The organism is Rhizobium sp. ZK1 (assembly GCF_047782645.1).
Taxonomy (GTDB): Bacteria; Pseudomonadota; Alphaproteobacteria; order Rhizobiales; family Rhizobiaceae; genus Rhizobium.
Genome location: NZ_CP180586.1, coordinates 3,167,345 through 3,189,524 on the forward strand (window position 1 = coordinate 3,167,345; position 22,180 = coordinate 3,189,524).

Consider the following 22,180-nt stretch of genomic DNA (forward strand, 5'->3'; position numbering starts at 1 on the left):
CACGCATGCCGGCTCAAGCCGGCCACGCGTTGAAACGGAACAGAGTGCCGACGCCCGAAGGTGGCGGCTAAAACGCGCTGCGGCCCGGCGCCGCATCGAGAAGCGTTTTCGTATAGGGATGCGTCGGCGCCTGCAGTATTTGGGCCGCACTGCCGCGCTCGACGATTTCACCCTTCTGCATCACCACGATCTCATCGCTGATCTGGGCGGCGACACGCAGGTCATGGGTGATGAAGACGATGGCGAGCTGAAGCTTCTCCTGCAGCTCGCGAAGCAATTTCAGAACCTGCGCCTGCACGGAGACGTCGAGCGCCGAAACGCTCTCATCCGCGATCAACACATCCGGCCGCATCGCAAGCGCCCGGGCAATACCGATGCGCTGGCGCTGACCGCCTGAGAAAGCAGACGGCTTGCGCCAATAGGCGCTCTTCTGCAGCCCAACGAGATCAAGCAGCTCTTCCGCACGGCGGCGCGCTTCGCCAGCCTCGACACCGGCAAGCATGGCGGAACGGGCGATCACCGGCCCGACGCGGCGGCGCGGATTGAGCGAGCCGAACGGATCCTGGAAGATCATCTGGATCGACCGGCGCCGCACCCGCAGCGGCGCTGACGAAAGACCGAGAAGATCGGCACCCGCGACTTCCACACGGCCGCTCTTCGGCTCGATCAGGCGGATCATCGCCTTGGCAAGCGTTGACTTGCCGCAACCGGATTCGCCGACGATGGAGACCACACGGCCCGGCAACAGGCTGAGCTCCACGTGCTTCAAGACCTGAACGCTGCCGTAGGAATGCTGCAGATCGTGCACTGCAAGCACTGGCTCCTCCCCCGTCTGCGCCGCCGGACGGCCATGCGGCGTCAGGCTCGGGACGGCAGCGATAAGCTCCTTGGTATAGGGATGATTTGGAGCCGTCAGCACCTGCTTCGCATCACCGATCTCGACGATCTCGCCATGGCGCATGACCGCCACGCGGTCGGCAATATCGGCGACCACACCGAAGTCGTGGGTGATGAAGACGATGCCGTGGCCATGCACGTCGCGCAACTCGCGCACCAGCTTCAGCACCTGTGCCTGGGTCGTCACGTCGAGCGCCGTCGTCGGCTCATCGGCAATCAGCACGCGCGGGTTCATGGCAAGCGCCATGGCGATGACAACGCGCTGGCACTGGCCACCGGAAAGCTCATGCGGATAGGCCTGCAGGATGCGATCAGGGTTCGGCAGATGCATCGACTCGATCAGCGCGCGGGCACGCCTCTTGCGCTCGGCGGCATCGAAATCCGAATGCAGTTCGAAGACTTCCTCGACCTGCGCGGAAACCGTCATCGCCGGATTGAGCGAGGCGATCGGCTCCTGGAAGATCATCGCGATATCGCTGCCTCTGATGGCGCGGAAAGCCCGCTCGGAGATGCCGACGAGATTGGTATCGCCGAGCACCACCTTGCCGTCAACAATCTTCAGCCCCTCGGGCACCGCACCCATCAGCGCACCCGACAGCACCGACTTGCCCGAACCGGACTCGCCGACGATGCAGAGGATTTCACTCGGCCTGAGGTCAAAGCTTGCGGCTTTCACCGCGAAGGGCCGGTCGGCGCCCTTCGGCAGGGCGACGCTCAGATTTTCGACCCGGAGGATCGGCTGTGTTTCGTTGCTGCTCATGCGCGTCTCCCCTGCGCTTCCGAGACTTCCCGCAATCCGTCCGCCAGCAGGCTCAAGCCCAGCATCAGCGACGAGATCGCAAGGCATGGAAAGATAACGAGATGGGGGAAGGCGATCGCCATGGCGCGGCCTTCATTCACCATCGTGCCCCAATCAGGCGTCGGTGGCGGCAGGCCGAGGCCGAGGAAGCCGAGCGTGCCGATGGTGATCGCCGTGTAGCCGAGGCGCAGGCAGAAATCGACTGCGAGCGGCCCGCTCGCATTGGGCAAGATATCGAAGAGCATGATGCGCCAAGTGCTTTCGCCCTGCGTTACTGCTGCCGCCACATAATCGCGGCTGGCGACGTCGATGGTGATCCCGCGCACGATACGGAAGATCGCCGGCGCACTGCCGAAAGTCACAGCAAGCACGATGTTGAAAGGCGAAGAGCCGACCACGACGATGATGACGATATAGAGCACCAGCACCGGGAAGGAGAGCACCACATTGGCGATGTAGGAGAGCACCGCATCGCCCCAGCCGCGCCAGTAGCCGGCGACAAGACCGAGTACCACGCCGACCACATAGGCGGTCACCGTCGCGAGCGTCGAGAAGATCACGACGGTGCGCGCGCCATAGATCAGACGCGAGAGGATATCGCGACCGAGCTTGTCGGTGCCGAGCCAGAACACGCCACCCGTTGGAGCCGCTGTACCCGGCTTTACAAGCGGCAGCAGCGTGCGGATCGGATCGAAAGGCGCGAGCAGCGGCGCGAAGATCGCCACCAGCAGCCAGCCGATCGTCAGGAAACCGCCGATCAGGATGATTGGATTGGAGACGTAGGATCTGACAACTTTCACCATGGCGCCCTCACTTCCGACCATTGGCTGCATCGAGCAGCGAGACGCGGGGGTTCAGCCAACCATAGGCGAGATCGGAAAGGATCTGGGTGGCGACGACGACGACAACGCTTACCATCGCGCAGGCTTCGACGAGGCGGATATCGCTGTTGAGTGCGGCGTCATAGAGAAGCGTGCCAAAGCCCTTATAGGCATAGAAGACCTCCACGACGATGACGCCGGACAGCAGCCACGGAAATTGCAGCATGATGACGGTGACGGGCGTAATCAGCGCATTGCGCAGCGCGTGCCGCCAGACGATGCGCGCGGTGCTCGCCCCCTTCAGCCGCGCCGTGCGGACATAATGCGTGCCCATGACTTCGATCATCGAGGCGCGGGTGACGCGCGCCAGATAGCCGGTCGAATAGAAGCCGAGCACCAGAACCGGCAGAATGATCTGCTGCAACGAGAAGCCGCTAAGCATGGTGCTGGCACCGGGCAACCAATGCAGCCAGAATACGAAGACGGCAGAAAAGAAGACTGCGGACGCGAAATCGGGGATCGACGTCGTGGCGATCGCAACCAAGGAAATGACGCGATCGAGCAACGAACCCGGGCGCATACCGGCAATGACGCCTGCAAACAAACCGACCGGAACGATGATGAGCAGCGCACCACCGGCAAGAATGCCGGAGGCCGCAAGCCGATCGGGGATCAATTGGGCAACCGGCGCACGATAATAGGTGGACATGCCCCAGTCGCCGGTCACGAAGGACCAGAGCCATCGGCCGTACCGGATGATGAAAGGATCGTCGTAACCATTGGCGGTCAGCCACTGGGCGCGCTGTACCGGCGTCGAGAACTGGCCGAGGACTTTGACGGCGACATCGCCGACATTGACCTCCAGTGCCAGGTAAACGAGCAGCGACACGGTGAACATCACCGCGAGCGCGCTTGCCAGTTTACGGAGAATGAAAAGGAAAACGGTCACGAACCACCTCTTTACCGGGTCGGGGCCGCGCCTGGCGGCCCCGCCGAAGATCAAGCCTTGGCGAGCCAGACGCCATCCATGCGGAAATAATCCGCCGGATGGAGCACGAAACCGCGAACGGTGGTGGCTGCGGCGCTGAAGCGGTTCGGCCAGTAGGGTTGAACGATGACGGCGGAATCCTGCAGGATCTGCTGGACATCCTTCATGGCCTCAGGGCGCTTGGCCGGATCGACGACGGCCATCGCCTTATCGAGCGCGGCGTCGAATTCCTTGCTTGCGAAATGGCTCTCGTTCCAGGCGCCGCCGGAGCGGTAGGCGAGATCGAGCGTCATGGCGCCGAGCGGACGGTGTGCCCAGTAGGTGAGACCGAAAGGAACCTTGTCCCAGATCGGCCAGTATTGAGAGGCCGGCAGCACATTGAGCTTCAGCCGGATGCCGGCTTCGGCCAGATTCTGCTGCAGCACCTGCGCGGTATCCTGTTCCCAGGTACCCTGTGTATTGCCGAGCGTCAGCTCAAGGTCCAAACCGTCCTTGTAGCCGGCTTCTGCGAGCAGGGCCTTGGCCTTCTCGACATCGCGGGGCACAGCTGGCAGCGCGTAGTAATCGGGCTGAACCGGGGAGACGTGGAAGTTGGCGCCGACTTCACCTTCACCGCGATAGGCGACGTCGAGCATCTGCTTGTTGTCGGCGGCAAGCTGCACGGCCTTGCGGACGCGAATGTCGTCGAACGGCTTCTGGTCGGACTGCATGCGCATGACGAGCGTGTGCGCCGCCTTGCCAGTCAGGATCTGGATGTTCGGCAGCGACTTCATGAGATCGTATTCGGCGATCGTCGCACGGTAGATGATATCGATCTGGCCGCTCGAAAGTGCCGCCAGATGCGTGGTGATATCGGTACCGAGGTCGATATACTGGATGCCATCGAGATGAACAGGCGTACCCCAGTAATCGGCGCGCTTGGAGAAGACTGCCTGGCGGCCGACTTCATAAGCGTCCAGCTTGAAGGGGCCGGTACCGATTGGGTTGGCCGGCCAGTTGGCGCCACCCTTGACGAAGTCACGATGCAGCATCGGGCAGGTATAGGAATAGAGCTGTTCAGGCAGCGAGGAAACCGCGCGCGACAGCGTGATGCGAACCGCATGGTCGCCGGTCTTCTCGACCTTCTCGACTGCCGAGAAGGCTGTCTTGTTGGAAGACTGCGAGTCAGGCGCGATCCACCGCTGGATGTTGAAGATCACGTCCTCAGGCGTGAAGGCATCGCCGTTCGACCACTTGGCGCGCTCGTCGAGCTCGAAATCCCAGGTCTTGAGATCGGCAGACGGCGTCCAGCTCTTGGCGAGATAGGGATGCGTAACATTGTCGGCATCGACATAGGTCAGGAATTCGAGGCTGTTGCGATAGAGGTTCGAAGCCTCGATCCAGCTCGTCATCATCGGATCGGTCAGTTCCTGGATCTGGCAGCCGAAACGCAGCGTGCCACCGTCCGTGGGCGTTTCCTCAGCGAGTGCCGGCTTGCTTTCGCCAAGGAAGGCACTGGCGGAAGCCGCCGTCACACCGAGCCAGGCGACTGCGCGCAGGAAGCCGCGGCGGTCGATCTTGCCGGCGCGGACCTGTTCGCACAGTTCCGGCACCGAGGGATGCAGCGGTTTGCCGCTATTGGTCTTCAATTCAGTCATGATCTGCCTCCTCCTTGAATGGGCAGTATGGTCGCTATCAGGCACCCTCTGTGCCAGACACGATGCGCAGGGCGGGCTTTTCACTGTCGTTCATCATACGATTGCTGAAGCGGCTGATGATCCAGGATCGAAACCCTGTAATCAGTGGATCCACCAGCCCTTCCGCATCGGTCTTCAGGTAATAGCCGAAGCCTTCGTAATAATGTGCGGTGACCGGGGCAACCAGGCGGCCGCTTTCTATTTCCTCCCGAAACAGTGCCGGATCTGCCAGCACCAAACCCTGCCCCGACAAGGCGTACTGAACCCCGAGGCTGGCGCTGTCGAATGTCACGCCGCGCGCCACGGAAACCCCGCCAAGGCCGTTCTGAACGAGGAAGCGCTGCCAGGTGAGGTAGGGCTCCATGTCGACGATCTTGATGTGGATGATTTCGTTTGCGGCGATGAAAGCCGCGATATCCGAAACCCCTCCCCTGACCAGATCGGGATGGCAAAGGATCGTCGGCCGCTCCTCCCAGAGCAGGTCGGTGATCCATTCATCGACGGCCGGACGCGTGTAGACGACCGCCACATCGAATTCGCTGTCCGGCACCCCGTACGGTGTGGAAATCTCCAGCAGCACATCCGGGAAGCTGCGCCGGAAATCGGTCAACAGCGGTACGGTGAGCTTCATCGCAAAGCTCGGCGGCAGATTGATGCGCAGCTTGCGCTGGCGCTGTTCGTCCGGCGCGCAGACCTCCTTCAGCGCCTGCTCGATACGGTCGAAACCCTTGCCGATACCGGCGGCGAGCGAGCGTCCGTCATCCGTCAGCGTGGTGGCCTTATGGCCGCGTTCGAACAGCTTGCGCCCGATGCTCTCTTCCAGACCGATGACATGCCGCGAAAGCGCGCTTTGCGAAATATTGAGCGCGGCGGCAGCTGCCGTGAAGCTGCCGTGATGCGCCACGGCCTCGAAGGCCCGCAGCGCATTCAGCGGCAACCGGCGGCGATCGACCACCGGCTCCTTCTTCGTCTGAGGAGAGCGATCCTCCGTCATTATCCCGCAAGCCCGCCGAACAGGACATACTTGCTCTCGAGATATTCATCGAGCCCTTCGCTGGCACCTTCGCGGCCGAGACCGGATTGCTTGACGCCGCCGAAGGGCGCGACTTCCGTCGAGATCACGCCTTCGTTGATGCCAACCATGCCCGCTTCCAGCGCTTCGGCAACACGCCAGGCGCGGCCGAGATTCTGCGTGAAGAAATAGGCCGAGAGGCCGGTCTCCGTGTCATTGGCAAGCGCGATCGCCTCTTCCTCGCCCTTGAAGCGGAAAAGCCCGGCGACCGGGCCGAAGGTCTCTTCGGTCGCGAGCGCCATCTCGGTCGTCATGCCGGTCAGCACCGTCGGCTCGTAGAACAGGCCGCCGCGCTCGTGAGGCCTGCCGCCGGTCAAGATCTTGGCGCCCTTTTCGACTGCATCGATCACATGCCGCTCGACCTTGGCCAGCGCCGGCGCATTGATGAGCGGCCCCTGCAACGCGCCATCCTCGACGCCGGGCGCCACCTTCATGGCCGCAACCGCCTTGGCAAGCGCCTCCGCATAACGGTCATAGACGCCGTCCTCGACGAGGATGCGGTTGGCGCAGACGCAGGTCTGCCCGGTATTGCGAAACTTGGAGGCGATCGTACCGCGCACGGCCTGATCGATATCGGCATCGTCGAAAACGATGAGCGGTGCATTACCGCCAAGCTCGAGGCTGATGCGCTTCACCGTATCCGCACTCTGGCGCATGAGCAGCTTGCCGGTTGCCGTCGATCCCGTAAATGAGAGCTTACGAACAACGGGGCTCTTCATCCAGACGCCGACGACATCGGCCGGCGACTTCGTCGTCACCACGCTGACGACACCGGCGGGAACGCCGGCCTGTTCGCCAAGGCGGGCAAGCGCCAGTGCCGAAAGCGGCGTGTCTTCAGCCGGTTTGATGATGATGGTGCAGCCTGCAGCAAGTGCCGGTCCGACCTTGCGGGTAATCATCGCCAGCGGGAAGTTCCATGGCGTGACCGCTGCGACAACACCAACCGGCTCCTTCATGACGACGATGCGGGCATCGGCTTTGTGGGACGGCACGACGCCGCCGTGGGCACGGCGGCCCTCTTCGGCAAACCAGGTCAGGAAACCCGCCGCATAAGCAACCTCGCCGCGCGCCTCCGCAAGGGGCTTGCCCTGCTCGGCCGTCAGAAGCCGCGCAAGGTCTTCCTGATTGGCAAGCATTAGCTCCGCCCAGCGACGCAGCACTGCAGAGCGCTCGGCGGCTATCGTCTTGCGCCAGGTCTTGAAGGCCTTCGCAGCGGCATCGACCGCCTGCTGGGCCTCAGTCGCGCCGCAATCCGGCACGGTCGCAAGCTCGCTGCCGTCGGCTGGGTTGAGCACGGCGAAGCGCCTGCTGTCAGCAGCACTACCCCAGCCTCCGCCGATCAGCGCATTGTCTTCGATGAGTTTCATGTCAGGCGACCTTAGGCGTGAAAAATGGATTGCCGACCGTTGCTACGCCTTCGGCAAGCTCGGCACGCGACGGCCAACCTTTCATCAGTGCACGCTTGGCTGCAAGATGCGTCGCAGCCTTGTTGTTATGATATACTTCTTCGGCATCGTTTGCCGATGGATTGACCCAGACCGCGGCGATCGCCACCCAGTCGTCCTCGGCCTCGGCCGGCAGCGAATCGTCGAGCAGTGCGGCGGTGATGCCGGCAGCGACACCGGCCTGCGCAGGCCCCCAGGTCATCAGCTCATGCGACGAACCGGATTCCATCACTGCCTTTGCGATGAAGAGCGTCACGGGTTTCGCCGGCAGGTTCGGTTTTAACACCGCCTGGAACGGCAGGTGGCCGGGGCCGGGGCTTGCGGCCGCACCGGCGAGCGCTCCAGAGATCGGGCCATTCTTCGGGCCGAGATAGAGATTGATGTGGGCAGCGTTCGGGCCGGAACCCTCGAAGCCTTCACCGATGTAAAGCATTTAAATCTCCAATAGCGATGCGAGTCGAGGCCATTATGCCTTCGAAAGAGCGCGGGGGCGACGGATCGGATTATAGTCGTTGATCATGTCGCGCGGGCGGTAGGGCTCTTCAAGGAAGGTGCGTTCTTCTGCCGTGAGCTCGATCGCAGCAGCTTCGATCGCGGCAACGACATGCTCGGGGCTCTCCGTGCCGACGATCGGAACCGTGCTGTTGCCGGAACCGATGACCCAGGCCTGGGCGATCTGGCTCGCCGTCTTGCCGCGCTTGGCAGCGACTTCGTTGACGCGCTTGGCAATCTCCTGGTCGATCTCGTCGCCGAACCAGTCGAGATAGAGGTCATGGGCGATACGCGGCGCAGAACCGCCACCGGCAAGATAACCGCGGGCGAGCGGCGAGAAGGTGGTAACCGCGATGCCCTCGTCCCTGCAGTAAGGCATCATTTCGCGCTCCTCCTCGCGGTAGAGCAGCGAATACTGGCACTGCATGTTGACGAACCGCGTCCAGCCGTTCTTGTCGGCGACATGATTCATCTTGGCGAACTGCCAGGAATACATGGTGGAGGCGCCGATATAACGTGCCTTGCCTGACTTCACGATATCGTGGAGCGCGCTCATCGTCTCTTCAACACGCGTTTCCGGGTCAAAGGCGTGGATGATGTAGAGATCGACATAGTCAGTCCCCATCTGCTTCAGCGACTTGTCGATCGACGCCATCAGATGCTTGCGCGACAGGCCTTTGTCGTTCGGATCGTCGCTCATCGGGTAGAAGGCCTTGCTGGAGAGCACCAGCCTTTCGCGGTCCGTCAGCGATAAAAGCGTGCGCGCAACGACCTGCTCATTGACGCCGGTCGAATACCAGTCCGCCATGTCGAAGAAATTGATGCCGACATCGAGCGCCTTCTTGAGGATCGGCACCGACTTCTCCTCATCGAGCACCCAACCCTTCCACTTGGATGTGCCGATACCCATGGTACCAAGGCAAAGCGACGAAACCTTCAGGCCGGTCTGGCCAAAGCGCACATATTCCACAGCAATGTCCTAAAAGTGTTTCTCCCTGTTAGGACTATGGCGTGGCGACACTATTGTGACAAATAGGTTTATTCGATGCGATTATCTCAAAATGAGATAATCGCGCCACAGATGCCTGCGCCATGGGCTTCCCTTGCTGCGACGCCTCGGCACGCCATGGAAGTCGTGACAAGGTCCGATGGATTCTCATCCGTTTGCGTGCCATCTGCAGCGTTATTGTTGCGGAAGTCATCAGGACAAGTTTCGAAGCCATTTACACAGAAACGGACCTGCCGCTTCGTATGGCCGGACCAAAACCTAAGTATAGTTATGCGGACAAGCTCTTCGATCTATCTTCAAGTCGTAGCTCGGAACCGACCTGACCATTCACGGTTTCAAGCTGGTGGCATCGCCCCTTGCCACCTCTAGGGCAGGCGTTCCCCTCCGCCAAAGCCCCGCGGATCCTCCCATCCGCCATAGACCGTCCCGCCGCCCGGGACGGTCTTTCCTTTTGGTTCACCGGCCTTATTCGCCCTTTACTTCCAACACTTTTGTATAGCTTTGCGCGGCCAAACACCGCATTAAGCTACGCAGAGTTAACCGGTGTGAATAAAGACCGGAGCCACAGCGAGGGGGCATGGGACCATCTGTATTGCTGAAACTGATCAACCGGCGAGGAAAACCTTCGCATGAAATCACGCTTGGCCTGATCGCACTGGTTCTTGGCGCCGCCGTATTCTACGTCGATACCTTCACCGAGATCCAAAGCGCCATCGCGGTTCTCTATGTGATCGTGCTGCTGCTGGCCGCAGAAATGCTGACGAGGATCGGAACAGCGCTGCTTGCGGTGATCTGCGCCGCTCTAACACTTTTTGCCTATCTCTATTCGCACGGCTTGGTGGAAGATGTTCCGGCGCAGTTGCGCTTTGCGGTTTCTCTGGCCGCGATTACCATCACCTGTGCCCTCATTCTCCGGAACGAAACCGCGCGCGCCGGGCTTATCGAGGCCAACCTGCATCTTCGCGACAGCGAGACCCGCTTCCGCTATATTTTCGAGCATAGCCGCATTGCGCTCTGGGAGCGCGATTATTCCGGAGTGCGCGCCTTCCTGATGTCCTTGAAGGCGGAAGGTGTGAGCGACCTCAAGGACTACTATCGAACGAATCCCGGTATCATCGCCACCTGCACGGGCCTCATCCGCACCATCGCCTTCAACGATGCGGCCCTGGAGCTGCTCGGCCATGTCGCCGACGGCCTGCCATCGCGCACGATGCGCCGTTACATCGCCCCTGACGACGATACTTTTCTGGAGCTGATGAATGCCATCTTTCGCGGAGAGCGGCATTTCGAGGGCAAGGGCAACCTGGTCACTGAAAACGGCGAGACCCGGCTCGTCATCATGAGCATGAGCTTTCCCGAGGATCCCGCCGCCTTCAACCGCGTGGTGGTCGGCATGGTGGATATCACCCAGCGGGAAATGATGCAGAAGGCCCTGCGTGAAGCACAGGACGAGCTTGCCCGCGCTTCACGCGCAGCAACCGTCGGTACGCTTTCCGCCTCCCTCGCCCATGAACTCAACCAGCCGCTTGGCGCCATTGTCGTCAATGCACAGACGCTGCTTCGCTGGTTGAACCGCGAACCGCCAGATCTTGCCGCCGTGCGCCGCTCGGCCGAGCGCATTATCCGCGACAGCCAGCGCGCAAGCGAAATCATCCACAACACCCGCTCCATGCTGTCCCATACCGACCGCACGCCTGAATATGTCGATCTCGAAGCGCTGATCGAGGAAACCCGCGCCTTGATGGAGCACGACTTCCAGCGAGACATGGTGAGCTTCGAGCTCGACCCGGCCGAAAAGCCGCCCGCGGTGAAAGCGATCCGGATCGAGCTGCAGCAGGTGCTGATCAATCTCGTTACCAACGCCATACAGGCCATGCAGGAAACAGCAATCGACCAGCGCAAGATTCTGATCTCGCTCGCCAGGAAGGATGATATATTCGTGACGCTCTCCGTCAGGGATTTCGGCCCCGGCATCAGCGAGGAGGCCATGGCGAAGCTCTTCACCCCCTTCTTCACGACCAAGCCCGCCGGGATGGGCATGGGGCTCTCCATCTGCCGCAGCACGCTGGAAGCCAGAGGCGGCCAGCTCACCGCCGGTAACCATCCTGAGGGCGGCGCCATCTTCGAAATGATCATACCGATTGAGGACGACCATGACCGACACTAATGCCGCATCGAAGGCAGCCGCTCAGTCCGCATTGCCGATCGTCTATGTCGTCGATGATGACGAATCTATCCGCGAGTCGCTGGTCGATCTCTTTCGGTCGATCCAGATGGAAGCCTCCTCCTTCGCCACGACGACAGCTTTTCTCGACAAGGCCGATCTGCACCGGCCCGGTTGTATCCTTCTCGATGTGCGCCTGCCCGGTCTCAGCGGCCTGGATTTTCAGCTTCATCTCGAACGGATCGGCAGCAGGATGCCGATCGTCTTCATGACCGGCTTCGGCGATATTCCGATGAGCGTGCGCGCCATGAAGGCCGGCGCCGTCGACTTCCTGACCAAACCCTTCCGCGATCAGGATATTCTCGACGCCGTTGGCGTCGCGATCGAAAAGGACATGGCTCGCCGGCGAGAGATGGCCGCGAGCGACGCCGTTGCCTCGCTGGTCGATACGCTGACCCCTCGCGAGCGGGAAGTGATGGCTGCCGTCGTCAAGGGCTTGATGAACAAGCAGATCGCTTACGATCTCGGCATCAGCGAGATCACCGTAAAGCTGCATCGCGGCAATGTGATGCGCAAGATGCAGGTCCGCTCAGTAGCCGACCTGGTGCGCAAGTCCGAGATGCTGGAAGGCAGATAGCGGAACCTAGACCCTTGTATGATACCGCGAGACAATCCCGAGCCCCATAATGAAACCCAGGTAATACAAGAATAAGCAAGGCTACCAATCTCGTGTCACATACATCCACAATCGCGGTCGTTGACGACGACCAGGCCATTCGGGAGGCGCTCGATGATCTGATCCACTCCTGCGGCTACCAGAGCAAGCTTTTTGCCTCTGCGGAAGAATTTCTGGCCTTTGACGACAGAGCGGCGATCGACTGCATGCTGGTCGACGTCAAGATGCCGGGCCTCAGCGGCATCGAACTGCAGGAAATCCTCAACGGCGAACCTGAAAAGCCGCCGATGATCTTCATGACATCCTATCGCGACGAACGAACCCGAACGGCCGCCATGGAAGGCGGTGCCCTGGCCTTTCTGGGCAAGCCGGTTGAGTTCGATTCCCTCATCAATTACCTGGAAATGGCTTTGAAGCCGTAAGGCTCCACTGCGTCTCATGCCGGAGTATTATTTCCGTGTCTAGGTTATTTCAAATTATACACCTATGTATAATTCAATGCTAAAATAAAAAAAGTAATATATACCTTGTTAGGTCCAGTTCACTGGATAGAAAAACGAGGTGAACGCCATGATAAAGCTCAAGCGTCCGATATTTATCAGCGTCGGGAAGAACATCCTGATGGATGTGATCTTCTCCAACATCATGACCGGTGCGAATTACAAGTTCCATTGTGCGCTTCTGCGTCTGGAACCGGAAAATCCGATCTATGAATACCTGCCGGTCCGCATTGCCGCGCATCGCCGCCCGGAAGACATAAGCGGGGCGCATTTCTGATCCCCCTCTGGCGCTGACAGCTTTCCGCAAGCCGACAAGCTTGGCTTGCGCACCGACATCATCGCCGGTAACTGGCCGCAGGAACTGATCGACCGCTATGATGAATCCGACCTTTTCCGACGAAGCGGGTAGACGTCATGCGGGTGAAACAGGCATCACCTCGATTAGGACCCATTTGTCACGATTTTCGTCGTATACCGTCTGAGACGGCTCCAATCCCTGTTTGTCGTCGAAGCAACCGAGTGCCACCGTTGTGAGCCCAGGCCGGAATTCGGGTTTCCAGAAAACCGTGGTGCCGCAAGCCGGACAAAAGTAAAATTCCAGCGATCTGCCACTGTCTCCGATCCGGCGATAGACGGCGGCCTTGCCAGTTTCTTCGGTTGCCTCAGCGGCAAAAAAGACCGCGACTCCGAAGCTCGATCCGGTCCGGCGCTGACATGCGTTGCAATGACAGACCGATACCTTTCGAGGGCGGCCATGTGCTATGAGTGCGAGGGCGCCGCATGAACATGAGGCTTTTCTCTTCATCGACGGGGTCTCCTCTTTTTCGCAAGGTCCAGCAAAACTGTACAGCCGTTTTGCTGGCATTGCATAAAAGCAGAGAAATCAGGTCGGCGGCGCGTCAAGCGCATGCAGAATGCCGCGCAGTTCGGCGAGACCGCGAAGACGGCCGATTGCCGGATAGCCGGGTGTGACATTCTTCTGCAGGTCGTCGAGCATGCGGTGGCCATGATCTGAGCGGAACACGATCGACTGATCGGCGCTGCGGCGGCGGTCCTCGGCAACCAGTTCCTTCAGCACGGCAACCATGTTCACATCACCTTCGAGATGCGCGCTTTCATGGAAGGTGCGGCCATCGCCCTCGCGGGTCGTGGCGCGCAGATGGGCGAAATAGATACGCGAGGCAAAGCGACGGGCAATTGCCGGCAGGTCGTTGTCGGCGCGCACGCCGAGACTGCCGGTGCAGTAGCACATGCCGTTGGCCGCAGCCGGCACGGCATCGAAAAGCGCTGCATAATCCTCAGCCGTCGAAGCGATGCGCGGCAGGCCGAACAGCGAGCGCGGCGGATCGTCAGGGTGCAGCGTCAGCTTTACGCCGCGCGCTTCCGCAGCCGGCACGACAGCTTCCAGGAACTCGATGAGATGCTGGCGAAGCTTCTTCGCATCGATGCCCTGGTAGGCGACGAGCTTCTCGCGGAACGCCGGGATGGTCAACGGCTCGGTCGTCGAGCCGGGCAGAGCAGAGGTGATGATGCGGGTGATCTCGGCGATTTCCGCTTCGGTCATGCTTTCATAGACGGTCTTGGCTCGCGCCTTGTCTTCGTCGGAATATTCCTCGGCTGCACCCGGACGCTGGAGGACGAACAACTCGAAGGCGGCAAAGCGCTCATGATCGAAGCGCATGGCGGTTGCGCCGGTCGGCGTGACATAGTCGAGGTCGGTGCGCGTCCAGTCGACCACTGGCATGAAGTTGTAGCAGACGATCGGGATGCCGCAGGCAGCGACAGCTTCGAGGCTGGCGACCCAGGCTTCGATTTCAGCCTTGGCCTGCCCGCCCTTGCGCTTGACGGCATCGGGGATCGGGATGCTTTCGACGACGCTCCAGGTCAGTTGCGAGCGGCCGGCAGGCGTCGTTTCGATCAGCGACTGGCGCTCGCGCACCTCCGCCTCGGTCCATACGCGACCGATCGGCACCTGATGCAACGACGAAACGATATTCGTCGCACCGGTTTGGCGCACCTCGTCCAGCGTGACCGGCGCCTCCGGCCCGAACCATCTCCAACCTTGCCGCATTTCGTTTCTCTCCCTTGGTCTATCGTTCGTTTTCTCAGCAGAAATAGTCGGGGAACTGCGATCGCAGTTCCGCCACGTCGGGTATAACGGCGCTCAAGTGATGAATCATGGCTTCCCGCGCCGCTGCGATATCATGCGCCGCGATGGCGTCGCGGATCTCCATGTGTTCGCGCACGACGTTGTCCATGCGGCCAAGCACTGGCAGCGTCAGGCGCCGCGCTCGGTCGATCTGCACCTTCACCGTCTTCAGAATTGTCCAGATACCAGGATAACCGGCAATCTGCGTGATCGCCTCGTGGAAGGCTTCGTCCTCTTCGTGGAAGCTTGAGGCATTGCCAAGTGCGGCATGGGTCTTCTGCCGGGCGATAATCACATCGAGGCGCGCAATGTCAGCCTCCGTCGCGATACCTGCGGCTGCCTCTACGGTCGCTCCCTCAAGCGCCTTGCGCACGACGACGGCTTCCGGAATGGCCGAAACCGGCACCCGCGAAACCACCGTGCCCGATTGCGGATAGATATCGACGAGGCCGCCTTCGGAGAGCCTCAGCAGCGCTTCACGCACAGGCGTACGGCTGACGCCGAAATCCTCGGCGATGCGCTTTTCCTGCAGCACCGTGCCAGGTGGAATCCTCAGCGACACGATATCGGCATGCAGCCGCTCGTGGATTGCCGCCGCCGTCGTCACGCGCCGAATCTTTCCGCCGACATCGCGCGGTGCCGGGAAGGCGAGGAGTTCAGGGTCGGAAGCCTGCCGCATGCATGATCTCAGGACGTTGACACTTTCGTGCATACTAGTATATCAATTGAATTCTGTTGCCAAGACATGCCGCGGAGGAGAACGCCGGCATGGCATTGCACCCGGAGGAAAAGCTTCGAGCTGCGAACATTTGATGCCGCCGGAAAACCAGCGCATCGAGGCATGGGACGTGCATTGCGATGCAAACGGGCGGCGCTCGGGGTCAAAGGCCGGCACCGCCGTAAAGGAGGAGGATAGGATGAAGATCACACGCAGAACATTCGTCGGCGGAGCTGCCGGCGTCGCCGCGGCCGGGATGTTGCCGTTTCGGACTTTCGCTCAGGCGAAGGCGCCTGCAAGCCCGGTGACCATCACCATCGTCGATGTCGCCGGCAACCTGGCGCTGACGCAGGGCATGTTCGAAAACTACGCCAAAGCGAAGCCGGAATTCGTCTCTAGCTTCTCCTTCACCAAGGCCCCGGCCCCGGAACTGCCGGCCAAGATCCAGGCCCAGCAGGCCGCCGGCAAGGTCGATATCGACCTCGTCCTGACCGGCACGGATGCACTTTCGGCAGGCGTTGACCAGGGCCTCTGGGTCGACCTGTCCAGCCACAAGTCGGCACTTCCCAACCTTGAAAGCATCCTGCTGCCGCAGGCATTCAAGATGCAGGCGCTGGCTAAGGATCAGGGCGTCGTCATCACCTATTACCCGTCCGGCCCGTTGATCGAATACATGCCTGACAAGGTGGCGACCCCGCCGAAGACGGCACAGGAGCTGCTCGACTGGACGAAGCAGAACAAGAACAAGTTCCTCTATGCCCGCCCTGCAAATTCCGGCCCCGGCCGCACGCTGCTGATGGGCCTGCCCTATCTGCTCGGCGACAGCAACCCGCGCGACCCGGTCAATGGCTGGGCCAAGACCTGGGAATATCTGGCTGCGCTCGGCGAGAACATCGAATACTACCCGACCGGCACCACAATCGTTTTCAAGGAACTCGGCGAAGGCACACGCGACATCGTCGCTACGACGACCGGATGGGATATCAACCCGCGCGCACTCGGCATCGTCCCAGAGGAAGCCAAGGTAGGCAAGCTCGAAGGTTTCCACTGGGTCACCGACGCGCACTATGCGGCGATTCCGAAGGGCGTTTCCGACGAGAAGATCGGCGTTCTGCTCGACGTCCTCAACCACATCTACCAGCCACAGCAGCAGGCGATCGCCTATGACGCCGGCTACTTTTATCCCGGCCCGGCGGTCAAGGACGTCACCCTCGAAATGGCCCCCTCAGAAAGCCAGGAAATCATCAAGGAATTCGGCCGGCCGGAATATGCCGACTGGATCGCCGGCAGCCCGCTGGAAGTGCCGCTCGAGCCCAAGCAGCTCGTGCAGGCCTTCCGCATCTGGGACGAAAAGATCGGCGCCAAGAAGGGCTGAGCCCTGATAATCGAATGAGCCGGCGCCGGTTTCCGGCGCCGGATTTCTAGCGGCATGACCGCCGATAAATGGAGATCGCATTGACTTTGCCGGTTCAAAACGCAGCAGCGCTGTCATCGCGGAAGAATGCGCGCCTTGAGCTTGATGGCATCAGGCGATCCTTCGGCGCCTATAACGCCCTCGACGGGATCGACCTCGCGATTGAACCCGGCGAATTTATCGCGCTTCTCGGCCCCTCCGGTTGCGGCAAATCCACGGCGCTGAATTGCATAGCCGGCCTGCTTGGCCTTTCCGGCGGTGAAATCCGCCTCGGCGGCAACCGCATCGACCAACTGGAGCCGGAAAAGCGTGGCTTCGGCATGGTCTTCCAGAGCTACGCCCTCTTCCCGCATATGAGCGTACGCAAGAATGTCGGTTTCGGCCTTGCGATGCAGGGTATTCGCGGCGAGGAAGCTGACAAACGCGTCATCGATGCACTGGCCCTCGTGCGCCTCGAAAACCAGGCGGACAAGCTGCCCGGCCAGCTCTCCGGCGGCCAGCAGCAGCGCGTCGCCATTGCCCGCGCTATCGTCATCCGCCCGCCGATCGTGCTGATGGACGAACCACTCTCCAACCTCGACGCCAAGCTCCGCCTGGAAATGCGCGCCGAAATCCGCGGCATCCACGACCAGATCGGCTCGACCACCATCTATGTCACCCACGACCAGGACGAGGCGCTGTCGCTTGCCGATCGTATCGTCGTCATGAGCCAGGGCCATATACAGCAGATCGGCACACCGCAGGATCTCTACCAGCGCCCGGTCAATATCAATGTCGCCGATTTCATGGGCTTCCGCACCCGCATCCCCGGCCGCGTCGTCTCTGTCTCCGGCAATGAGGCAGAAATCGAAGCCGCCGGCGCGCGGCTGGCCGGCACCATGCGCGATACGCTCAAGGTCGGCGATGCCGCCGTTCTCTCCGTACGTCCGGAAGACCTCGTCGCGACCACCGACGGCACGGGCATCCCCGTCACCGTTGCCAGCACCGAATATCGCGGCCGCGCCTTTTTCGGCATGGCCCGCTCGAAGGATGGATCGGAACTCTATTTCCGCGCCGATGATGCTTTGCCGCGCGGTGCTGCTGCCTCGCTTCAGCCAGTCGCAGGCCGCTCGCTCGTCTTCAAGGGGGCAGCATGAGCGGCCCGTCGCTGAAAACCAGGCTTGCCGCACAAGGCCTCGACGGCACAACGCTGCTTGTGCTGCCAGGCCTCATATTCATGATCGCCCTCTTCATCTATCCTTTCGTCTATGGCGTGGCAGATTCGCTGATGCCGAAGGATGGCGGGAGCTGGTACGAGAACTACGCGAAGTTCTTCTCCGATCAGTTCCAGTACGGCACGATCGCCAATACCATGTGGCTCGCCTTGCCTGTTACCATCGTCAACCTGGCTTTCGCAGTCCCTGTTGCGTTTCGCGTCCGGCTGATGCGCCGCCAGCGTCTGCTGACGACGATCCTCGTGCTGCCGATCACGCTCGGCACCGTCTTCGTCGCTGATGGCCTGCTGACCTTTCTCGGCCCGCGAGGCTGGTTCAACGAGACGTTGATCCTGTTCGGCATCCTGGATTCGCCAGTCAAGCTCACCAACAACTACTGGGGCGTCTTTGCCTCGCTGCTGATTACCGGTTTTCCCTTCGCCTTCCTGCTGACGCTGTCCTACATCACCGGCATCGACCCAGCGATCGAGCAGGCTGCCGCCACGCTCGGCGCCAATGCACGGCGGCGCTTCATGCGCGTTTTCCTGCCGCTCCTGGTGCCCGGCCTTGCCGTGACCTTCTGCCTCTCTTTCGTGCAGGCCTTCGCCGTTTTCCCGTCCGCCGTCCTGCTCGGCGCTCCGGCCGGGCCGACGCGGGTCATCTCGATCGCCGCCTATCAGGCCGCTTTCGAGCAGTATGACCATTCCTACGGCACGGCGATCGCCCTCATCATGGGTGGCGTCGAGCTCATCGTTGTCGTCGCCATTCTCGGCGCACGTTCGTTCTTCTACCGCGGCCCTGCCGGCGGCACGAAAGGCTGAGCCATGATCCGTGACCAGGGTCTTACTTCGAAGATCTGGCGCATCGCCGTCTGGGCGCTCGCCACCCTCTTCGTCCTCAATTTGCTTGCAGTCATCGCAGCCGTGATCGTCAATTCCTTCGCCACACGCTGGCTCGGCACATGGCTGCCACGCGGCTGGACGGATCGCTGGTACTTCAGCGCCTGGAAAGAGTTCCAGCTTTCCAGCGTCGTCATCGTCACCTTCGAGATGGCCTTCGTCGTCGTCCTCATCTCCGGCATTCTCGGCGTGATGACCGCCTATTCACTGGCGCGGCGCGACTTTCCGGGCAAGCGCGCCATCATCCTGCTCTTCCTGCTGCCGCTGCTGATTCCACCGCTGACCTATGGTATTCCGCTGGCCACAGTCCTTTACCAGCTGGGTCTCGGCGGCACGTTCTGGGGCGTAGTACTGATCAATCTCGTGCCGTCTTTCCCCTTCGTCGTGCTCGTCATGATCCCCTTCATCGAGCAGATCGATCCGCGCATCGAAGCGGCCGCCCGCGTCTTCGGTGCGGGCACCACCAGCCTCTTCATCCGTATCCTGCTGCCGCTCTTGCTGCCCGGCATGCTGGCAGCACTTCTACTCGTTCTGGTACGCACGCTGGCGATGTTCGAGCTGACCTTCCTCATCGCCGGACCGCAGACCCAGACGCTCGTCGTCTCTCTTTATTACGCGGTCTTCGCATCCGGCGTACGCGCCAGCCAGTCGATCGATGCGATGGCGGTGGTCTATATGGTGACGACGCTCTTCTGGCTCATCATCGCCCTGCAATTCGTCAATCCGACGCAGATCGTCGCCCGAGCCAAGCAGCAATCGGCGCATTGAGATGTTGCTGCCGGAGACCAGCAGCAACCTTTGCAATCAATAGACTTCGGGAACGTACATTTCCTGAGGAACGGCGCTGCGTTGATAATCGTCGTGGCGCACGCGCTCAGGAAGCACGATCTCCTGCTTCGGCACGTCCTCATAAGGGATCTGGCCCAGCAGATGCGCGATGCAGTTCAAGCGTGCTCGCTTCTTGTCCACCGCCTGGACGATCCACCACGGCGCTTCGTCGATATGCGTGCGGTCCAGCATCTCTTCCTTGGCCTTGGTATATTCCTCCCAGTGAACACGGCTCTGCAGGTCCATCGGCGAAAGCTTCCACTGTTTCAGCGGATCGTGGATACGCATGTTGAAGCGGAATTCCTGCTCCTCATCGGTGATCGAGAACCAATACTTGATGAGGATGATGCCGGAACGCACCAGCATGCGCTCGAATTCCGGCACCGAACGGAAGAACTCTTCCAGCTCATCCTTCGTGCAGAAGCCCATCACACGCTCGACACCGGCGCGATTGTACCAGCTGCGGTCGAAGAGCACCATTTCGCCCGCTGACGGCAGATGCGGAACATAGCGCTGGAAATACCACTGGTTCCGTTCGCGCTCGGTCGGTGCCGGAAGGGCGACCACGCGGCAGACACGCGGGTTGAGGCGCTGGGTCACGCGCTTGATCGCGCCGCCCTTGCCGGCGGAGTCGCGGCCTTCGAAAAGCACGACGACCTTGAGCTTCTTGTACTGGACCCAGTCCTGAAGACGAACGAGCTCATGCTGCAGGCGGAAGAGCTCGCGGAAATAGAGCTTGCGGTCGAGCGTCTGCTCGGCCGGGCCTGACATGCCTTCAGCAACCAGCTCGTCGAGCCGGTCCTCCTCCATCTGCATTTCCAGCTCCTCGTCGAAGCTGTCGGCGATTTCGTTCTTGATACGGTCGAGCTGAGTGTTTTCGATCATGGCACGCTCCCTATTCAATCCGCTCGATAAAGCACGTTCTCGCCATAGCTATATGACAGAGTTGCGACGATCGAAAATTTGCTTTGGCAAAACGCAAAATCAGGAGCGCGAACACCGTCGGCCGAAGCTTTCATGGCCGTTTTGCCAAGCCCAATTGGGGGGTCTGACTGATGGCGGCAGCTTGTGCCATGTCGAGTTTTATGTATACATTGATGTTGCTGAGCAATTTCGCGACATCAGCTTTTTCCTCTGGAGGAGAGAGGGAAAACGTTCAGGTCGCGGGCATATCTCCCGGAGAGAGATATGGTGCGCAACAATGGGAGGAGTATACATGATTTCGTTTTCGAGAAGACTATTGATAGCCGGCGCGGCGCTCGCCACGCTTGCCGGCTTGCCTGCATTTGCACAGGAAACGGTCAAGATCGGCGTGATCCTGCCGATGACGGGTCCTTTCGCCTCAACCGGACGCCAGGTCGAGGCTGGCGCTCGCGCATACATGGCAATCAATGGCGACACGGTTGCAGGCAAGAAGATCGAACTTGTCCTGCGTGACGATGCCGGCACCGCCGATCAGACCCGTCGCATCGCCCAGGAACTCGTCGTCAATGATGGCGTCAAGATGCTCGTCGGCTTCGGCCTGACGCCACTTGCCATGGGTGTCGCCCCGGTTCTGAACCAAGCCAAGGTCCCGGCCATCATCACTTCGGCCACGACCTCAGCCATCATGAAACAGTCGCCCTATTTCGTGCGCACCTCGATGGCCGGCCCGCAATCCGCCGTTCCGGTCGCCACTTGGGCCGTCCAGAACAATCTGAAGCGGGTCGTCACGCTGGTGACCGATTACGGTCCAGGCATCGACATCGAAAAGGGCTTTACCGACCAGTTCAAGAAGGAAGGCGGCACGGTCGTCGAAGCGCTCCGTGTTCCCTTGCAGAACCCGGATTTCGCCCCCTTCCTTCAGCGCGTGCGCGATGCCAAGCCTGATGCCCTCTTTGTCTTCGTCCCCTCGGGCGTCGGCGCAATCTTCATGAAGCAGTTCATCGATCGTGGCCTTGCCGATGCAGGCATCAAGCTGATCGCCACCGGCGACGTGACCGATGACGACCTCCTGAACGGCATGGGACCGGCTGCCAAGGGCGTGATTACCGGGCATTTCTATTCGACCGATCACGACAGCCCGGAAAACAAGGCCTTCGTCGCCGAAGTTCGCAAGACCAACAAGAACATGCGCCCGAACTTCATGTCGGTCGGCGGTTATGACGCCATGCATGTCGCCTATGCCGCACTCGAAAAGACAGGCGGCGATACGGACGGAACCAAGCTCATCGACGCCATGAAGGGCATGGAATTCGTCAGCCCGCGCGGCCCTGTTACCATCGATCCTGATACCCGCGACATCGTACAGGACATCTACATGCGCGAGGTCAAAGAGAAGAATGGCGAGCTCTACAATGTCGAGTTCGCGACTTACCCGAAGATCCACGATCCGAATACGGCTGCCAAGTAAGCCTGTGAAGCAGGCGGCGGAAGTAATTCCGCCGCCTGGATGCAGTGA

At 60.8% G+C, this 22,180-nt stretch carries 21 protein-coding genes; 9 read left to right on the plus strand and 12 right to left on the minus strand.

Features of this window, described 5'->3' with window-relative positions:
• Nucleotides 1–67: 67 nt before the first annotated feature.
• Genes ACK9YZ_RS16255 through ACK9YZ_RS16290 form a run of 8 tightly spaced genes read right to left on the minus strand, consistent with a single transcriptional unit; the run spans nt 68 to nt 9,160 of the window.
• Nucleotides 68–1,657 (minus strand): dipeptide ABC transporter ATP-binding protein, encoded by a 1,590-nt coding sequence (locus ACK9YZ_RS16255; protein WP_416064502.1) that lies wholly within the window; start codon nt 1,655–1,657, stop codon nt 68–70.
• Complete coding sequence (locus ACK9YZ_RS16260) at nt 1,654–2,499, minus strand: ABC transporter permease (protein ID WP_216755663.1); 846 nt, start codon at nt 2,497–2,499, stop codon at nt 1,654–1,656. Before ACK9YZ_RS16260 ends, ACK9YZ_RS16255 begins: the two co-directional genes overlap by 4 nt.
• Nucleotides 2,500–2,506: 7 nt before the next feature.
• A complete protein-coding gene (locus tag ACK9YZ_RS16265) occupies nt 2,507–3,466 on the minus strand; it encodes an ABC transporter permease (protein ID WP_416064503.1) in 960 nt (319 codons plus the stop codon).
• A 50-nt stretch (nt 3,467–3,516) separates the two neighbouring features.
• Nucleotides 3,517–5,142, minus strand: a complete 1,626-nt coding sequence (locus ACK9YZ_RS16270; RefSeq protein WP_416064504.1) for an ABC transporter substrate-binding protein — start codon at nt 5,140–5,142, stop codon at nt 3,517–3,519.
• 37 nt (nt 5,143–5,179) lie between these two features.
• Nucleotides 5,180–6,175 (minus strand): LysR family transcriptional regulator, encoded by a 996-nt coding sequence (locus ACK9YZ_RS16275; RefSeq protein ID WP_416064505.1) that lies wholly within the window; start codon nt 6,173–6,175, stop codon nt 5,180–5,182.
• Nucleotides 6,175–7,620: an NAD-dependent succinate-semialdehyde dehydrogenase gene (locus tag ACK9YZ_RS16280; RefSeq protein WP_416064506.1), complete on the minus strand. Its 1,446-nt coding sequence runs from the start codon at nt 7,618–7,620 to the stop codon at nt 6,175–6,177. The genes ACK9YZ_RS16275 and ACK9YZ_RS16280 overlap by 1 nt, the downstream gene beginning before the upstream one ends.
• Before the next feature lies 1 nt (nt 7,621).
• Nucleotides 7,622–8,131: a formaldehyde-activating enzyme gene (fae, locus tag ACK9YZ_RS16285; protein WP_416064507.1), complete on the minus strand. Its 510-nt coding sequence runs from the start codon at nt 8,129–8,131 to the stop codon at nt 7,622–7,624.
• Between the two features lie 33 nt (nt 8,132–8,164).
• On the minus strand, nt 8,165–9,160 hold the full coding sequence (locus tag ACK9YZ_RS16290) for an aldo/keto reductase (RefSeq protein WP_416064508.1): 996 nt from the start codon (nt 9,158–9,160) through the stop codon (nt 8,165–8,167).
• Nucleotides 9,161–9,776: 616 nt separating this feature from the next.
• Here ACK9YZ_RS16290 and ACK9YZ_RS16295 point away from each other — a divergent pair.
• The 4 genes from ACK9YZ_RS16295 (at nt 9,777) to ACK9YZ_RS16310 (ending at nt 12,816) form a co-directional block, all read left to right on the plus strand.
• Nucleotides 9,777–11,366, plus strand: coding sequence for an ATP-binding protein (locus ACK9YZ_RS16295; protein WP_216755670.1), 1,590 nt, complete (start codon nt 9,777–9,779; stop codon nt 11,364–11,366).
• Nucleotides 11,353–12,000: a response regulator transcription factor gene (locus tag ACK9YZ_RS16300; RefSeq protein ID WP_216755671.1), complete on the plus strand. Its 648-nt coding sequence runs from the start codon at nt 11,353–11,355 to the stop codon at nt 11,998–12,000. The genes ACK9YZ_RS16295 and ACK9YZ_RS16300 overlap by 14 nt, the downstream gene beginning before the upstream one ends.
• A gap of 92 nt (nt 12,001–12,092) precedes the next feature.
• Entirely contained in the window at nt 12,093–12,461 is a 369-nt protein-coding gene (locus tag ACK9YZ_RS16305) for a response regulator transcription factor (protein WP_216755672.1), read from the plus strand.
• Between the two features lie 148 nt (nt 12,462–12,609).
• Nucleotides 12,610–12,816, plus strand: coding sequence for a hypothetical protein (locus ACK9YZ_RS16310; protein ID WP_216755673.1), 207 nt, complete (start codon nt 12,610–12,612; stop codon nt 12,814–12,816).
• A 135-nt stretch (nt 12,817–12,951) separates the two neighbouring features.
• Here the strand turns inward: ACK9YZ_RS16310 and ACK9YZ_RS16315 are convergent, their stop codons facing one another.
• The 3 genes from ACK9YZ_RS16315 to ACK9YZ_RS16325 are packed head-to-tail and all read right to left on the minus strand — an operon-like array spanning nt 12,952 to nt 15,367.
• On the minus strand, nt 12,952–13,404 hold the full coding sequence (locus tag ACK9YZ_RS16315; RefSeq protein ID WP_416064509.1) for a GFA family protein: 453 nt from the start codon (nt 13,402–13,404) through the stop codon (nt 12,952–12,954).
• Nucleotides 13,405–13,422: 18 nt separating this feature from the next.
• A complete protein-coding gene (uxuA, locus tag ACK9YZ_RS16320; protein WP_416064510.1) occupies nt 13,423–14,610 on the minus strand; it encodes a mannonate dehydratase in 1,188 nt (395 codons plus the stop codon).
• 34 nt (nt 14,611–14,644) lie between these two features.
• Nucleotides 14,645–15,367 carry a GntR family transcriptional regulator gene (locus ACK9YZ_RS16325; RefSeq protein ID WP_416064511.1) on the minus strand — a complete coding sequence of 241 codons (723 nt, stop codon included), beginning with the start codon at nt 15,365–15,367 and terminating at the stop codon, nt 14,645–14,647.
• A gap of 238 nt (nt 15,368–15,605) precedes the next feature.
• On the opposite strand from ACK9YZ_RS16325, the gene ACK9YZ_RS16330 reads away from it, so the two are divergent.
• The 4 genes from ACK9YZ_RS16330 to ACK9YZ_RS16345 all read left to right on the plus strand — a co-directional run bounded on the left by ACK9YZ_RS16330 (nt 15,606) and on the right by ACK9YZ_RS16345 (nt 19,680).
• Nucleotides 15,606–16,781 carry an ABC transporter substrate-binding protein gene (locus ACK9YZ_RS16330; RefSeq protein WP_416064512.1) on the plus strand — a complete coding sequence of 392 codons (1,176 nt, stop codon included), beginning with the start codon at nt 15,606–15,608 and terminating at the stop codon, nt 16,779–16,781.
• Nucleotides 16,782–16,849: 68 nt separating this feature from the next.
• The gene (locus tag ACK9YZ_RS16335) at nt 16,850–17,956 is read left to right on the plus strand and encodes an ABC transporter ATP-binding protein (protein ID WP_416064513.1); all 1,107 of its coding nucleotides are present in this window, start codon (nt 16,850–16,852) and stop codon (nt 17,954–17,956) included.
• The gene (locus ACK9YZ_RS16340) at nt 17,953–18,834 is read left to right on the plus strand and encodes an ABC transporter permease (protein ID WP_216755679.1); all 882 of its coding nucleotides are present in this window, start codon (nt 17,953–17,955) and stop codon (nt 18,832–18,834) included. The genes ACK9YZ_RS16335 and ACK9YZ_RS16340 overlap by 4 nt, the downstream gene beginning before the upstream one ends.
• 3 nt (nt 18,835–18,837) lie before the next feature.
• Complete coding sequence (locus tag ACK9YZ_RS16345; RefSeq protein ID WP_216755680.1) at nt 18,838–19,680, plus strand: ABC transporter permease; 843 nt, start codon at nt 18,838–18,840, stop codon at nt 19,678–19,680.
• Nucleotides 19,681–19,716: 36 nt separating this feature from the next.
• Here ACK9YZ_RS16345 and ppk2 read toward each other — a convergent pair whose 3' ends face one another.
• Nucleotides 19,717–20,625, minus strand: coding sequence for a polyphosphate kinase 2 (gene ppk2, locus ACK9YZ_RS16350; protein ID WP_216755681.1), 909 nt, complete (start codon nt 20,623–20,625; stop codon nt 19,717–19,719).
• 331 nt (nt 20,626–20,956) lie between these two features.
• Here ppk2 and ACK9YZ_RS16355 point away from each other — a divergent pair, with 331 nt between their 5' ends.
• Entirely contained in the window at nt 20,957–22,132 is a 1,176-nt protein-coding gene (locus ACK9YZ_RS16355) for an ABC transporter substrate-binding protein (RefSeq protein ID WP_416064514.1), read from the plus strand.
• The last annotated feature ends 48 nt before the right edge of the window (nt 22,133–22,180 follow it).

What these genes read in the sequence shown, in the direction of transcription:
- ACK9YZ_RS16255 (WP_416064502.1), bottom strand. Translation starts at nt 1,657, where the DNA reads ATGAGCAGCAACGAAACACAGCCGATCCTCCGGGTCGAAAATCTGAGC.
- ACK9YZ_RS16260 (WP_216755663.1), bottom strand. Translation starts at nt 2,499, where the DNA reads ATGGTGAAAGTTGTCAGATCCTACGTCTCCAATCCAATCATCCTGATC.
- ACK9YZ_RS16270 (WP_416064504.1), bottom strand. Translation starts at nt 5,142, where the DNA reads ATGACTGAATTGAAGACCAATAGCGGCAAACCGCTGCATCCCTCGGTG.
- ACK9YZ_RS16275 (WP_416064505.1), bottom strand. Translation starts at nt 6,175, where the DNA reads ATGACGGAGGATCGCTCTCCTCAGACGAAGAAGGAGCCGGTGGTCGAT.
- ACK9YZ_RS16280 (WP_416064506.1), bottom strand. Translation starts at nt 7,620, where the DNA reads ATGAAACTCATCGAAGACAATGCGCTGATCGGCGGAGGCTGGGGTAGT.
- fae (WP_416064507.1), bottom strand. Translation starts at nt 8,131, where the DNA reads ATGCTTTACATCGGTGAAGGCTTCGAGGGTTCCGGCCCGAACGCTGCC.
- ACK9YZ_RS16295 (WP_216755670.1), top strand. Translation starts at nt 9,777, where the DNA reads ATGGGACCATCTGTATTGCTGAAACTGATCAACCGGCGAGGAAAACCT.
- ACK9YZ_RS16300 (WP_216755671.1), top strand. Translation starts at nt 11,353, where the DNA reads ATGACCGACACTAATGCCGCATCGAAGGCAGCCGCTCAGTCCGCATTG.
- ACK9YZ_RS16310 (WP_216755673.1), top strand. Translation starts at nt 12,610, where the DNA reads ATGATAAAGCTCAAGCGTCCGATATTTATCAGCGTCGGGAAGAACATC.
- ACK9YZ_RS16315 (WP_416064509.1), bottom strand. Translation starts at nt 13,404, where the DNA reads ATGCCAGCAAAACGGCTGTACAGTTTTGCTGGACCTTGCGAAAAAGAG.
- uxuA (WP_416064510.1), bottom strand. Translation starts at nt 14,610, where the DNA reads ATGCGGCAAGGTTGGAGATGGTTCGGGCCGGAGGCGCCGGTCACGCTG.
- ACK9YZ_RS16325 (WP_416064511.1), bottom strand. Translation starts at nt 15,367, where the DNA reads ATGCGGCAGGCTTCCGACCCTGAACTCCTCGCCTTCCCGGCACCGCGC.
- ACK9YZ_RS16330 (WP_416064512.1), top strand. Translation starts at nt 15,606, where the DNA reads ATGAAGATCACACGCAGAACATTCGTCGGCGGAGCTGCCGGCGTCGCC.
- ACK9YZ_RS16335 (WP_416064513.1), top strand. Translation starts at nt 16,850, where the DNA reads ATGGAGATCGCATTGACTTTGCCGGTTCAAAACGCAGCAGCGCTGTCA.
- ACK9YZ_RS16340 (WP_216755679.1), top strand. Translation starts at nt 17,953, where the DNA reads ATGAGCGGCCCGTCGCTGAAAACCAGGCTTGCCGCACAAGGCCTCGAC.
- ACK9YZ_RS16345 (WP_216755680.1), top strand. Translation starts at nt 18,838, where the DNA reads ATGATCCGTGACCAGGGTCTTACTTCGAAGATCTGGCGCATCGCCGTC.
- ppk2 (WP_216755681.1), bottom strand. Translation starts at nt 20,625, where the DNA reads ATGATCGAAAACACTCAGCTCGACCGTATCAAGAACGAAATCGCCGAC.
- ACK9YZ_RS16355 (WP_416064514.1), top strand. Translation starts at nt 20,957, where the DNA reads ATGATTTCGTTTTCGAGAAGACTATTGATAGCCGGCGCGGCGCTCGCC.